A 14170-nucleotide genomic window follows, 5' to 3' on the forward strand; every position below is an offset into this window, starting at 1 on the left:
TTACTCACCCGTTCGCCACTCGCCACCAGGCCGAAGCCCGTGCTGCCGTTCGACTTGCATGTGTAAGGCATGCCGCCAGCGTTCAATCTGAGCCAGGATCAAACTCTTCAGTTCAATCTCTGTGTGGGTCCGAAGACCCTCGCTCTTTCGAGCGGTCGCTCACTCTCAGAAAACTGACTGACCAGATCCGAAAATCCAGTCACGTTTTGCTGTGCGAGCACTGTATAACTTGTGAAGCTCCGAAGTCCGAAGACCTCGTGCGTCCGCTACCCAGCGCCCACACTTATCGGTTGTTTGGTTGTTAAAGAACTTCGCTGCCGGCTTTGCCGTTCAGCGCGCTGCGTTGTCTGCAGCAGAGAAACGAGATTATGTAGCACTTTCTTCGTTTCGTCAACCAGGCCAGCAATCTTTTTTGCTCCGGTTCGTCGTGCCATCTGCGCACCGCCGAACCACCCGATCAACCCCGCAACCCTTGCTACGTCTGCTTTGCAGCGCCGCGTTGTGTTGCGAGGGGGCGAATATTAGGCTGGATTTTCGGAGCTTGCAACAGCTTTGTCATACCGGCATGGCAACCCACCTCACCCTGCGTGTCCAAGCCATTGATCGATAAGGGAATACCGGGTTTTCCCCAGCACTGGCAAATCGGATACCCGAGGAATCTCCTCGGGTATTCCCCTATCAAGTTATCAGCGGTGCTTGAAATTCGGGCTACGCTTCTCGACGAACGCGGCCATCCCTTCCTTCTGGTCTTCGCTGGCAAAGGTCGAGTGGAACAACCGACGTTCGAAGCGAACACCTTCCGCGAGCGTGGTTTCGTACGCGGCGTTGATCGACTCCTTGATCATCATGACCACCGGCAACGAGAAACCGGCAATCGCTTCCGCTGCCGACAGGGCTTCGTCCATGAGCTTGTCCGCCGGCACCACGCGCGACACCAGGCCCGCGCGTTCGGCTTCCGCGGCATCCATCATGCGGGCGGTCAGGCACAGGTCCATGGCCTTGGCCTTGGACACCGCGCGCGGCATGCGCTGCGTGCCGCCGGCACCCGGCATGGTGCCGAGCTTGACTTCCGGTTGGCCAAATCGCGCGTTTTCAGCCGCAATGATGATGTCGCACATCATGGCGAGTTCGGAACCGCCACCGAGCGCGTAGCCCGCCACGGCGGCAATGATCGGCTTGCGGATAGTGCGGATCGTTTCCCAGTTACGGGTGATGTAGTCGCCCTTGTACACATCCATGAACGAATACTTGGACATCATGCCGATGTCCGCGCCGGCGGCGAAAGCCTTCTCGCTTCCGGTGATAACGATGGCACCGATGCCTTCATCCTTGTCGAACGCCGTCAGCGCGGCGCCCAGTTCATCCATCAGCGCGTCGTTGAGCGCGTTCAGGGCCTTCGGGCGGTTGAGCGTGACAAGCCCGACACGGCCGCGCGTTTCCACCAGGATGTTCTCGTACGACATGTCTTCTCCTTTGTCTGCAAACGGGTCAGATATTGGTCCGGTGGCAAGTCTGCCACGTTAGCCGCTTGTGTTGGGGCGGATTGCGCTGCCAGGCGAAGAGTCTCCCGGCTCGCAATCAGCTGGTACGAAGCGCTGACGACCTGGTCCACCTGCACGTCCTCGATCCGCGTCCCTGCCAATGGCTTGACGATACGCATGTCACCGCTATCGCCTGCCGGGCCGGTCACGTGCGACAGCGTCGGCCCGAAGATCGCGATGACTGGGGTGCGGTATGCCGCCGCGACGTGTGTAGGCCCGGTATCCGTGCCGATCAATAGATCCGAGTCGGCGATAAGCGCCATCATTTCGGGCAAGGAGGTTTTCCCGCAGAGATTTACGACGCCAGGAAACTTGCCCGCAATCTGCGCGACATGCCTGGCTTCCGCCGGCGTTCCGATCAGCACGGGTTGATGGTGGGGAAAGAAGCTCGACCAACCTTCCAGTAGCCCAACCCATCGCTCCACCGGCCAGAGACGCGCATTCGCCCGGTTGTGATAGAAGGAACTGTTTCCCGTGTGCAGGCAGATAAAAGGCGCTTCCAGGCCAATGCGCGCGCGGATGTCGATATCCGGCCTTCTCAGGGAGGGCATCGCACGACGGGCGATATGGTCCGGGGTGCAGTAGGCCAGCAGCCGCTGAATTACCATCGTTCTGTGGGTATTCGGCGGATCCACGTCCTGACGCACCTTATAGACCTTGACCTTGTGGGCCGCCGGGAAAAACCAGCTCAGGCTAGGGAAAAAATCCGTTCGGTTGATGGTCAGGTCCAGTATCAGGTGGTATGGATATCGCAGCAGCGCTCGGCAGAGTATCTGCCACTTGTATGGGTTCAGCAGCAACGGAAGCCTGGGACCGCCGCGCAAGATGAGGACGCGAGAGATGCGGGAGTCGTGCTCGAACAGATCGCCAGACCGGTGTTTCAGCAGCAGGTCGATCTCAATATCGTTCCCATAGGTTTCGCGCAAGGCATCGATGGATGCACTGGCCCACACGACATCACCCAGGCCGCCAATGCAAAGAACCAGTGCCCGCGGCCTTGATTTCCCGTTAGCCAATTTCGTTTTTTGCAGCATTGACTCTCCCGCGATCCTGTTGGACGAAATATCCGCCAGCCGTCGCCCCGGAAAAGGGCGTCGATCCTTGTTCGCATATGAAGACAGGCAAAACATATTTTGGTTGCCTGCAAATAGCTTATTTTGGCGTCTCGCGGGTCACCTACCCAAAAAATGACGTTCATAAAGCATATTTTTGGCCGCACGCAGGCGGCCTGCCTTCAAACATAGGCGACGGGAAGGGATGAGGAAGCGTGCGCATCCCGAAGGTGGGATACCGGCCGGCTTCGGCGGAGCCAGAGCGGCCAAGTCAGCCGCGCAACAATAAGGGCGCCAGTGGCGCCCTTAATGAATAGATAGCCGAGGAACTCCTTCCCCGGGTAAGCGCCACCGCAAGATGTTCGATCTCATGCGGTGGCCGAACACTGGATCAAAGCATGTGCGCCAGGAATTCCCGCGTACGTGCATGGGCCGGTGCGCCGAACACCCGCTCGGGCGGCCCTTCCTCAAGGATCCGGCCCTCATCCATGAACACAACATGATTGGCCACTTCGCGGGCGAAGCCCATCTCATGCGTGACGACGAGCATGGTCATATGCTCGTCTGCGAGTTGCCGCATGGTCCGCAAGACTTCCCCGGTCAGTTCCGGATCGAGCGCGGAAGTCGGCTCGTCGAACAGCATGATGTCGGGTTCCATCGCCAGGGCCCGCGCGATGGCCACCCGTTGCTTCTGCCCGCCGGACAGCCGCGCGGGGTAGTTGTCCCGCTTGGCCAGCAGCCCGACCTTGCGTAGCAACTCCTCCGCCTTGGGCACTGCGGCATCGCGCGACAAGCCCTTGACGGTCATCGGCGCCTCGATGATGTTCTGCAGCACCGTCATGTGCGGGAACAGGTTGAACGACTGGAACACCATGCCCATCTTGCGGCAGATGCGTCGTACTTCCGCGTCCGCCACGTACTTGGCGGCTCCGTCCGGCCCCGGGCTCGCCAAGGCCTCGCCCTCGATTTCGATGGTGCCGCGGTCAATCACCTCAAGATGGTTGAGGCAGCGCAGCAGCGTACTCTTGCCCGAGCCCGAAGGCCCGATCACCGCCGTGACATCGCCCTTGCGCAAGGTCAGGGAGACCCCGTGCAGGACTTGCAGCGGCCCGAATGCCTTGACGATGTCCCGCGCCGCGACCATGACGCCGGGCGCGCGATCGGATCCGGCCGCGACCGGGTCAGTCATCATGTTTGGCATAGCGTGTCTCGAGGTGCTGGAAGAACCAGGTCAGGATCAGCGTCATCACCAGATAGAAGAGCGCGGCGACCAGGAAAGGCGTGGTGGTGAAATCGCGCTGGACGATGCCGCGCGCGGTGCGAAGAATATCGTTGAGCGCCAGGACGTAGATCAGGGACGTGTCCTTGATCAGCGTGATGGTCTCGTTGCTGACCGGCGGCAGGACGCGGCTGACCATCTGCGGCAGCACGACGCGCCGCATGGTCTGGAAGTAGTTCATCCCCAGCGCCTTGCTGGCTTCGTACTGGCCGCGGTCGACCGACTTGATCCCGGCGCGGAAGATCTCGGCGAAATAAGCCGCATAGTTCAGCGCGAACGCGACCACTGCCGCGGGAAAGTCCGGCAGGCGCACGCCGACAACCGGCACGAACGGCAGCGCGAAATAGATGAACAGCATCTGCAGCATCAGCGGCGTGCCGCGCATCAGCCAGATATAGCCGTTGACGAGGCCGCTCAGCAACGGCCATTTCGAGATCCGTGCCAGTGCGAGCGCCAGCCCCAGCGGTACCGACAGGGCGAGCGTGATGGCGAACAGTGTGAGGGTGACTTTCGCACCCTGCGCCAAAGGCGACAGAAGGGATAAGACGTAATCCATGCTTGCGCGGATGGAATGGGCTCGGGTCCAGTCGCGGGGCCATTGCTATCTTGCCGGCGCCCGGACCGCGATAAGGCGCGACGCCGCGCGAAATCGGCGCGGGACGTCGCGAGAGTTCAGAATTACTTGGTGATGTCGGCGCCGAACCACTTCGTGGCGATGCGGGCGGCCGTGCCGTCTTCCTTCATCGAACCCAGGGTCTTGTCGAGCTTGCCGAGCAGTTCGGCGTCGTCCTTGCGCACGCCGACGCCGTAGTCTTCCGTGCCGAAGTTCTCGTCCAGCACTCGGTATTCGCCGGCGCGCTTGCTGATGAGATAGCGGCCCACCACTTCATCCACCACGATCGCATCGAGGCGGCCGGTCGACAGGTCCATCAGGGCAGTCACGTTATCGCCGAAGGTCTTGAGTTCCTTCAGGCTGGCTGCGACCTGGGCTTCCTTCTTGATCGCATCGACCGCGCTGCTTCCGTCCTGCGCACCAACGATGCGGCCGGCCAGGTCGGCCTTGGTCTTCACCGGCGACTTGGCGCCGACGATGACGATCTGGTGGTTCGTCATATAGGGGGCGGTGAAGCTGATGTTCTGCTTGCGCTCTTCCGTGATGGTCAGGCCGTTCCACAGGACATCCACGCGCTTGCCGTTGAGCTCGGCTTCCTTCGCGCTCCAGTCGATCGGCTTGAATTCGACCGTCATGCCGAGGCGGTGGCTCGCTTCCTTGGCCATGTCGATATCGAAGCCGACGAGTTCGTTGTTGCTGTCGCGAAAGCCCATCGGCGGGAAATTGTCGTCGAGGCCAACAACGATCTTGCTGGCGGCCACGGGCGCGGTTTCCGTGCCGGCGGCCGGGGCCGCTTCCTTCTTGCCGCATGCCCCAAGCAGCGCAACGGTCGAAATCAGGAGGAGTGCAGCGAACTTCTTCATGGGGGTATCCATTGCAAATAGACAGGCCGCCGGCGTCCGGGTACGGAGACCGGCAGGTTTCAGGTTATTGTCAGCAGCGCGATTATAGAGCGTTGCCCGGCCCCGGCATTGCGGGGGGCGCCGGCAATCGCCCAAACCATCCAGGCCTGCCACCGATAAGGCACCCGGGACCGCTCACGTTCGTGCGGGCTCGCCCTCCCTGGCAGACGCCGCAGCCTGTCTAAAGGCTGGAACTGTTGTGATTCAAGCCTTGCTCGAATGCACCTTTCGAACGATCCTTGTTTGCAGGAAGAGCCGCCGTCGTTCCTGCCGACGGCAACCCTGTTACCACCGTCCCCCTTAGAACTTGTGGCGAATGCCCGTGACAAGCACCGCCTGCCGGTCGTTGCCAGAGGGAGCGAACAGGTAGATGTCCGCCCTGGCCGAATGGGCGCGCTGGTAGACCCCATAGACATAGAGATCCGTCCGCTTCGAGAAGGCGTAGTCCAGGCTCAGCTGGCCCATATGCCATTTCGGACGGCTGTCCACCCCGCTGTAGCTGCCGTCGGTAAAGACGTAGGCGGCACCAAGCGTGAGCGCGGGCGTCAGGCTATAGCTAACGTTGACGTCATAGTTGTTCAGCCGCAGGCCGGTGCCGTCCTGATAGCGGTACCGGGACGTGGTGACCAGGGCATTGACCCTGGCAGCACCGAAACTGTATCCGGCCCCGACGCCGCCCACGCGCTGCCGCTCGACACCGGCCGCCGGCGACAACGGACTGGAGTGGAACAGGACGAACGGCGCGCCGGCATAGTCGTCGGTCACCGCGCCACCCGGGTTGCTGCTGGCGACCAGGCCCGGATTGTCCAGCTGCATGTAGGCGCCGGCCAGCTTCAACGCGCCGCTCGCGTACGTAGCACCAAGGCTGAAGGAACGGTTGTTGGCCGCCTTGCTGGCGTCCGACATGGCGTAGCTCGCTTCCATCCGCAAGCCACCCCAGGCCGGGGAGATGTACTTGACCGCGTTGTTGTGCCGGAAGGTCCCGAACACGTTGTCGTTGTCGCCGATATGCGTGGCCAGTCCCCCGGCCGCCACGGGGGCCGACATGCCGCCAAGCGTGTCGAACACCGCATCGTACTGACGCCCGAGCGTCAGCGCGCCATAAGCATCGTGGTCAAGCCCCACGTACGCCTGCCGGCCGAACAGGCGGCCGCCCTGCTGCGACTTGCCGTCGTCGAGCGCGAAGCCGCTCTCCAGCACGAAGATGCCCCTGGCGCCGCCACCCAGCTCCTCGGTGCCGCGCAGCCCCCAGCGGTTGTTCTGCATCGTGCCGGGCACCATCTTCGCGGACGCGTGGCCACCTTCATTGCTGACGTAGGCAACGCCGACGGAAAGCAGCCCGTACAACGTCACCCCGTCCTGCGCGTGCGCCGGCCCGCACAGGCCAAGCGCACCACCCGCACCGAGCAACGCGAGCCCCTTTTTCAACTCGTTTCTCATGCCATGTCTCCCCATATTGTTTTCCGCACGGAAGCCAGCCTGCCCGTCCCCATGGACAGCGCAGGCGCGAGCGCGCCCCGTGCCCGGCGCGCGAGCATTTTTTTCACGACAACCCGGATTTGGCGCGAAGGCGGCAAGGACGGCGTGCGTGGATCAGGCCACGCCGGCCAGCGCCCCCGGCGGCCTTACATGAACAACTGGATCGAAGGCAACGCGGCGTCGCAGTTCAGCAGGTTCACGCGCTTCTGACGGATCTTGAGGATGCCGCCCTGCAGCACCAGCCTGTGTTCCGCGGTACAGGCGTACATCTGCTGTTCATCGCCGCGGGTCTCCACGTAGATGTAGCGCGTGCGCGTCAGGTAGACGTTCTCGTCGCCGCGACTAGCCAGGATCTCCGGACACTGCAGGACATGCAGGCAACGGCTTTGCGGCTGGAGCGAGAATGCGCGCGGATTGCGCATGCGTTCGATGCGCAACTGCAGCAGCAGGCGGTCTTCATACATCAGCGACGCGTGGTCGATGCCGTCCTGCTGGTCCGGCACGAGCGGAATCCAGTAGTGGCCGTCTTCCGCAAACAGGTCGAGCCACTCCTCGAAGCGCCTTTCGTCGATCAGCCGCGCCTCCTCGTAGACGAATGCGATCAGATCGTCCCTGCCCGGCGGCGTGGTCTGCGGGAGCTGGCTCATTTTGTCTCTCCTGTCTTGTATTCCGGCGCCATGTATCGGGCCCACGCACGGAACTGGTTGCGCATGGATATCTCGCTGGTGCCGTTGGCGGTGATGTCGGTCTGGCCGAGTTCGCCTGCATCGAAGTTGCGGTGCAGGCTCACCCATTCGTTGCCGGTGGCGCGCAACCCTTCCTGCATCGCGCGATAAGCGTGCAGGTCGTCATGGCCAACCACCGACATCGGCGAGTTGATCAGCCGCGTGTACACCAACGTGCGCCGCAGTAGGTCCGCGGGCGCGCCTTTTGGCCGGAACGTCCATGACTCGATGACAGTCTTGTTTGCCGCGACGGGCCGGACCACGCGAATCGCCTGGATCGCGCCCTTGATGGTCACGCTCGGATAGAAGATCGTGTTGTGGCGCACCGTGGACAGGATCCCGGCTGCCCGCTCCGCCCCGTAGGCTTGCGCCATGCTCGCCTCATACTCGGGCAGGCCGACATAATCGGCGTGCAGCGACACCGCTCCCACGCCGGTGTAGCTATGGCCATTGGCAAACACCCTGACCCCCATCTCGTCGGAAAACGCATAGCCGGACGTGAATGGCACGAGCTGCTCGATCACCATTGGCCTGGGCTCGTCTTCCGGCTTGTCCGCCCAGAGCTGCCTGGCCGTACCCGCCGACGACTCATGCGCCACCATGGGATGCATGGTGTCATTCAGGTTCTCGACGAACATCTTCCAGTTGCAGTCGTGGGTGTAGCGCAGCACGCCGCCCGCGATCTCCAGCTGTCCTTCGGGCGAGCGGTCGGCCATGTTGTCGATGGAGGACAGCGCCGCGCCAAAGTACGCTTCGAAACCAGGTCCTTCGTCGGACAGCCGGGCAAAGATGAAGCCGCGGTAGTTTTCCACGTGCCGCAGCGCGCCCATGCCCCGGCTTGCCGGGCAGGCATCCAGGCTGGTGCCCTGGTAGCCCTGCCTGAGCGGAATCGACAGCAGCGAACCATCGGTCTTGTACGTCCACGCGTGATAAGGGCAGCGGAAAAAGCGGCCGGTATTGCCGCTCGCCTCGGACACCAGCTTCACGCCCTTGTGCGCACACCGGTTGTGCAATACCTTCACCGTGCCGTCTGGCTGCCGCACCATGACGACGGGCTGCGCGGCAATTTCCGCGGTGATGAAATCGCCGGCCTCCGGCACCTGGCTGTCATGCCCCACATACACCCACGCCCGCGACCAAAGCCGCTCCATCTCGAGCGCGAACACTTCCTCGTCGATATAGACGTCGCGATGCACCTGCTGGTCCTGCACCAGCTGTCGCAATGCTTCGGAATTCTCCCGGTATTTGCCCATTTTTCTCCTCCTACCTTGTTCATGCATCGAGCACCAGGCGCTGGCAGCTGGCACGCGACACGCAGATCTGCATGACATGGCCGCCCTGCCTTTCGGCCTCGGAAAGACAGTAGTCGCGGTGGTCGACCTGCCCCGCCATGACAGGGGTCGCGCACACGCCGCACTCGCCGCGCTTGCAGTCGTAGAGCGGATCAAGACCGGCAGCCAGCATGACGTCCAGGATCGTCTGCCCGGTCTGGACCGTCAGCACGCGGCCGGACTGGCGCAGCTCCACCTCGAAGCTGCTGTCCGAGGCGCTCGCGGGCGGCGCCGAGAACAGCTCGAAGTGGATGTCCTCGCGCGCCCAGCCCCCTTGCGACGCAATGGCCAGTACCGCGTCGATCATGCCGCCCGGGCCGCATGCGTAGATCGGCTGCCCCGGCTTCAGGCCTGCGAACAGCGCCGCAAGATCCAGCGCCGGCAGCGAGCCCCGGTCGGCGTAAAGCTTCAGGTTGCCCTGCGCGAGCACGGCCAGTTCGGCGACGAATGCCAACTGGTCGGGGTCTCGCGCGCTGTAGTGCACGCGATAGCGACGGCCAGCGGCCGACAAGGCGGCCGCCATCGAGACGATGGGCGTCACGCCGATGCCGCCAGCGATCAACACCGCATCTTCGGCATCGACGTCGAGTGCAAACGCGTTGATAGGAAAGCTCGTGACCAGCCGGCTGCCGCGCTTGACCTGCGCGTGCATCCACTGCGAACCGCCCTTGCCGGCGTCGTCGCGCCGCACCGCGATGCGATAGGCGAGCGGCGCCGCGGTAGCGCCCGGCGTGGCATCGCCATTGACCAGCGAGTAGTGCCGCCAGTCCTGGGTTCCGCCGGGTGCTACCTGCACCCGCAGGTGCGCGCCGGCCCCGAAGGCGGGCAGGGCCTTGCCAGCCGGATGCCGCAGGCGAAACTCGCTGATCGTGTCGGTCAGCGCGACTACGTCCTCAACCACCAGTTCCAGCGTCGATTCGGAGATTGTCATGTGCTGCTCCCGCACGGGTCCTTTGCACCGGCAGCGGTGCACGCGGCTGGCGTGATGTCCGCCGTCATCTGCGCGGCCCATGCGCGATACTGGTTGCGCATCAGCAGCTCGTTGGTGCCGCTCACCTCCTGGACCGGCGCCAGCCGCTCATCGTCGCGATACTCGCGATGCAAGCTGATCCAGGGGTTGCCCTGCGCGGCCAGCGACGTCTGGATGCCTTCGAAGATGTGCAGGTCATCGTGTGCCACCACCGACATCGGCGAAAAGGTCAACCGGTTGTACGTCAGCGTGCGTTGCACGAGTTCCTGCGGTGCTCCCTTCGGTGCCAGGGCCCAGATTTCCACCAGGGTCCGGTCGACCGCGAGTGGCTTGATCACGCGCAGCGTCTGCGGCGAGCCCTTGAGCGCCAGCGACGGGAAGAAGACCACGTTCTGCGGCGAGAAGCCCAGGATGTCCTGCGTGCGTTGCGCGCCGTGAGCCTGTTCCATGGCCCGCTGGTAGTCCTCCGGAATGCCATATCCCGAATGAATGCTGGCATGGGTGCCAAGTACGCTGTGCCCGTTCGGATAGACGCGTGCACCGGTTTTCGCGAAGAACTCGTAGCCGGACCCGAACGGCATCAACTGCGCCAGCGCCATCGATTCCGGTGCGTCGTCGGGCTGTGCGTCATGCACCGACTTCGCTGTCGCCGACACCGACTCGTGCGTCGACACGGGATGCACGGAGTCATTGACGTTCTCCAGGTACATCTTCCAGTTGCACCGCATGACGCTGCGCAGGCAGCCGCCGGTGATCTGCAGTTCGCCGTCTGGCGAGCGGTCCGCCAGGTTGTCGAGCACCGGCAAGACCGCACCGAAGTACTCAGCCAGGCCGGGGCCGGTGTCGGACAGGCGCACAAAGACGAAGCCGCGGTATACGGCAACCTGCGGCGTGACGAGTCCTGCCCCCGACTCGCACGCATGCATGCGGGTGTTCTCGTAGCCGTTCTTCAGCGGCACGGCCAGCAGCGCCCCGTCCGTCCGATACGACCAGGCATGGTAGGGGCAGCGGAAGAACTTGCCGGTGTTGCCGTGAACCTGGCACACCAGCCGCGCGCCCTTGTGGGCGCAGCGGTTCATCAGCACCCGCACGCTGCCATCGTCGTGGCGCACCATGATCAGCGGCTGTCCGGCGATCTCGGTCGTGTAGTAGTCGCCCCGGTTGGGTACCTGGCTTTCATGGCCGACGTAGTTCCAGCTGCGCAGGAACAGCCGCTCGCGTTCGAGCTGGAACAGTTCTTCGTTCAGGTACACGTCCCGGTGGACCCGGTCCTCCTGCACCAGCGCGCGAATGGCGCCGGCATCGTCCCGGTAGGATGTCATGTCGATGCTCCTTGCGCTTCGGCCCCGGAACCTGCTGTCCGGGCAACGAAGCGGCATGTGGCGTGCCCGTGCATGGCGGCACACGCGACTTCCTCAACTTGTACCGGCCGCCCCAGCACGATCCCGGCAATCGTGCGGAACATGCCGGAGATCGGCGCACACACGGGTCGCCCTGCGGTCCCAAAGCCGGCGGCGAACGGACTGTTGAAGACGTTGAGCGCAAGGCCGTCCTCGATCCGCTCGAAATCCCAGCGCCCCCACCCGAGTGCAGGCGAGGTCTGGTAGATCAGATCCAGCAGCGCGTCGCCGGTGTCCGCCCCATCGCCCGGATCACCCATATCGCCCGTACTGCGCGGGAGGCCTTCCAGATAGGCCAGTATGCTGCGCTTGCCATGCTCCGCGGTGGACTCGGCGAAGGCCGCCAGCGCGAGATGGCGCGTGTCGTCATCGAGCCGCCGCAGCATTCCCATCAGCACATCGGGGCGCATCATCAGGTAGCGGCGATCCTGGTCGCGCACCTCGCCGCGAACCGGATCGAACTGCAGGCGCTGTGCCAGAGGCACGGCAAGCGGAGTAGCAACGGTAGTCATCGGGTTCGGTCCCATCGGCTCAGACAGGGTCCGCACGCCGCGCTTCGCGCGGCAGTGTCTCTGGCGTGAACAGCAGCGAGATCACCGTAATCAGTCCCAGCAAGATCAGGTAGATCGCGACCGGTGTTGCCGAGTGGTACTTCGCCAGCAATGCGGTCGCGATCATCGGCGCCACCCCGCCGCCGATCACCGACGACAGCTCGCGGCCGATCCCCATGCCCGAGTAGCGCACCTCGGTCCTGAACAGCTCGGCCATATAGCTCGGCTGCACGCCCACCATGGCGGCCAGTACCACGGTGTCGGCCAGCACGTAGGCCAGCAGCACCAGCAACGGCTCGCGGGTATCGATCAGCCAGAAGAACGGGAACGCCACCAGGATCAGGCCAATGGCACCCGCCATGTACACGGTGCGCCTTCCGAGCCGGTCCGAAAGGCGGCCATACGCCAGCGCCGTGACGGTGACGAGCATCATCGAAATGGTCAGCCCTTCGAGCATGACTTGGTTCGGAATGCCGCGATAGGCGCCGTACGCGAGCGAGAAAGCGAAGAAGATGTACGACGCGCCGCCTTCAGCCATGCGCAGCCCCACCACCATCAGGATCTGCTTCGGCTGCTTGCGCAGCACTTCGACCACCGGCAAGCGCGCGCCATGTCCGCTGCGCTTCGCCGCGACGAACTCCGCGCTCTCGGGAATCCGGCTGCGGATGTAGTAGCCCACCACGACCAGCACGACGCTGGCCAGGAACGGAACGCGCCATCCCCACGCCATGAAGTCATCGGCCGGCAGCTTCTGCGCGAGCCAGAATGCGCCCGCCGACAGCACGAAGCCGACGGTCGCGCCGCTCGGGCTCCACGCGGACAGGAAGCCGCGCCGCGCGGGGGGCGCGTTCTCGCTGATGATCAGGATGCTGCCGCTCCATTCACCACCGGCCGCCAGTCCTTGCAGGAAGCGCAGCGCTACCAGCAGCACCGGCGCCCAGATGCCGATCTGCTGATAAGTGGGCAGGAGGCCCATCAGCGCCGTGGCCAGTCCCATCACGACCAGCGTCAGGACCAGCACCAGCTTGCGGCCATAGCGGTCGCCCAGGTGGCCGCAGATCACGCCGCCGAGCGGGCGGGCCACGAAGCCGACCGCAAAGCCGCCAAACGCCGCCAGGGTGCCTACCAGCGGATCCGTGCCGATCGGAAAGAACAGCTTGCCGAAGATCAGCGCGGCGGCGGTGCCGTATAAAAAGAAGTCATACCATTCGAGTGCCTGTCCGACAATCGACGTGATGATGGTCCTGCGTAACGTGACGCGTTGCTGGTCGGCAGCGCGCGGCATGCCGGTAGCGGTCAGCCCTTCTTCGATACTCATTTTGTCTCCCCTTGTCTGTTCATGAAATGCTGTCGTGTATGCGTTGAGCTACGGTTCGGCGGTATCCCGCCACGCCTGCACGGTGTCGTCGATGGCGGGAGCCGGAATTCCCATCGGGAAAGGCCAATCCGACCCGAACAACACGTGCGAAGCGCCAAACACTTCACTGGCCAGCCGAAGCCCCGCTGGCTGGTGCGCGATGCAATCGGCATAGAACCGCTTTGCCGCCTGCAGCGGCGGCTCGATCTGCGCCGGCACGCCCGGGCGGCCGCTCTCCAGCCCGCGCTGCAGGCGTCCGCACGCAGCCGGGAACAAGCCGCCGGCATGTGCCAGGCAGAAGCGGATATGCGGGTACTGGCGCGGGATATCGGCCATGACGAGCTGGGACGCCGCCACGGCGGTCTCGTATGGATTGCCGAGCAGGTTGTCGAGGTAGCACCGCGCCAGCCTGCCGTCGCCACAATGGCCCGGGTGGATGAAGACGAAAGCCTCGCGCCGGTCCAGCAGCTTCCATAGCGGCCGGTGCGCCGGGTCGCCGTAATCGATCGCGTCCGTGCCGCCGGCGGCCAGCGCAAAGCCGGCGCAGCCCGCGGCTGCGTAGCCGCCGGCAAGATCGCGCGCCAGCGCGGCATGCTCCATCGGCAGATGCAGCAGTGCGCCAAGCTGCGCCGGGTGGCGCGCGGCAATGGCCATCAACCCGTCGTTCAGGTAGTGCGCCCAGGCCGCCGCAGCCGCCGCGTCAAGGTGCTGCCGGTACAGCGGCGGCGGCACCGAGACCAGCGCACGCTGCACGCCGTTGGCCGCCATCCAGGCGAGCAGCCGTTCGGGGTGATACAGGTCAGGCACCTTCAGCAGATGGCCGTCGACTTCCATCACGGCGTCGTCGTGCCGCCACGCAACGCCTTTGAGCCGCTGCAGTGCCGCTGCGTCGACCGGCACGAGATGCGCATGCACATCCAATGCAATGGCGGACATGGCTTCCTCCCTGGTTTCGTGGCAGTTCATGCGT

13 protein-coding genes and 1 rRNA gene are annotated in these 14170 nt (G+C 64.0%); all 14 read right to left on the bottom strand.

Annotated features, from left to right (window positions below):
* Positions 1–114: ribosomal RNA gene (locus AC3FKH_RS24305) — 16S ribosomal RNA — on the bottom strand; the annotation flags it as partial.
* A gap of 572 nt (positions 115–686) precedes the next feature.
* Positions 687–1463 carry an enoyl-CoA hydratase gene (locus AC3FKH_RS24310; RefSeq protein WP_488678350.1) on the bottom strand — a complete coding sequence of 259 codons (777 nt, stop codon included), beginning with the start codon at positions 1461–1463 and terminating at the stop codon, positions 687–689.
* A complete protein-coding gene (locus AC3FKH_RS24315) occupies positions 1388–2575 on the bottom strand; it encodes a glycosyltransferase family 9 protein (protein ID WP_488678351.1) in 1188 nt (395 codons plus the stop codon). Before AC3FKH_RS24315 ends, AC3FKH_RS24310 begins: the two co-directional genes overlap by 76 nt.
* A gap of 409 nt (positions 2576–2984) precedes the next feature.
* Positions 2985–3737: an amino acid ABC transporter ATP-binding protein gene (locus AC3FKH_RS24320; protein ID WP_488678482.1), complete on the bottom strand. Its 753-nt coding sequence runs from the start codon at positions 3735–3737 to the stop codon at positions 2985–2987.
* Between the two features lie 37 nt (positions 3738–3774).
* Positions 3775–4428: an amino acid ABC transporter permease gene (locus AC3FKH_RS24325; protein WP_488678352.1), complete on the bottom strand. Its 654-nt coding sequence runs from the start codon at positions 4426–4428 to the stop codon at positions 3775–3777.
* 122 nt (positions 4429–4550) lie between these two features.
* Positions 4551–5348 (bottom strand): amino acid ABC transporter substrate-binding protein, encoded by a 798-nt coding sequence (locus tag AC3FKH_RS24330; RefSeq protein WP_488678353.1) that lies wholly within the window; start codon positions 5346–5348, stop codon positions 4551–4553.
* Between the two features lie 339 nt (positions 5349–5687).
* Positions 5688–6827, bottom strand: coding sequence for a porin (locus tag AC3FKH_RS24335; protein WP_488678354.1), 1140 nt, complete (start codon positions 6825–6827; stop codon positions 5688–5690).
* 185 nt (positions 6828–7012) lie between these two features.
* The gene (locus AC3FKH_RS24340) at positions 7013–7513 is read right to left on the bottom strand and encodes an aromatic-ring-hydroxylating dioxygenase subunit beta (protein ID WP_488678355.1); all 501 of its coding nucleotides are present in this window, start codon (positions 7511–7513) and stop codon (positions 7013–7015) included.
* Complete coding sequence (locus tag AC3FKH_RS24345; RefSeq protein WP_488678356.1) at positions 7510–8844, bottom strand: aromatic ring-hydroxylating dioxygenase subunit alpha; 1335 nt, start codon at positions 8842–8844, stop codon at positions 7510–7512. Before AC3FKH_RS24345 ends, AC3FKH_RS24340 begins: the two co-directional genes overlap by 4 nt.
* Before the next feature lie 19 nt (positions 8845–8863).
* Positions 8864–9853 (bottom strand): PDR/VanB family oxidoreductase, encoded by a 990-nt coding sequence (locus AC3FKH_RS24350; protein ID WP_488678357.1) that lies wholly within the window; start codon positions 9851–9853, stop codon positions 8864–8866.
* Positions 9850–11214, bottom strand: a complete 1365-nt coding sequence (locus AC3FKH_RS24355) for an aromatic ring-hydroxylating dioxygenase subunit alpha (RefSeq protein WP_488678358.1) — start codon at positions 11212–11214, stop codon at positions 9850–9852. The genes AC3FKH_RS24350 and AC3FKH_RS24355 overlap by 4 nt, the downstream gene beginning before the upstream one ends.
* Positions 11211–11819, bottom strand: coding sequence for a V4R domain-containing protein (locus AC3FKH_RS24360; protein WP_488678359.1), 609 nt, complete (start codon positions 11817–11819; stop codon positions 11211–11213). The genes AC3FKH_RS24355 and AC3FKH_RS24360 overlap by 4 nt, the downstream gene beginning before the upstream one ends.
* Before the next feature lie 4 nt (positions 11820–11823).
* A complete protein-coding gene (locus tag AC3FKH_RS24365; RefSeq protein WP_488678360.1) occupies positions 11824–13161 on the bottom strand; it encodes an MFS transporter in 1338 nt (445 codons plus the stop codon).
* 48 nt (positions 13162–13209) lie between these two features.
* Complete coding sequence (locus AC3FKH_RS24370; RefSeq protein WP_488678361.1) at positions 13210–14166, bottom strand: amidohydrolase family protein; 957 nt, start codon at positions 14164–14166, stop codon at positions 13210–13212.
* Positions 14167–14170: the final 4 nt, after the last annotated feature.

The organism is Cupriavidus sp. 21MJTG02-4 (assembly GCF_057798975.1).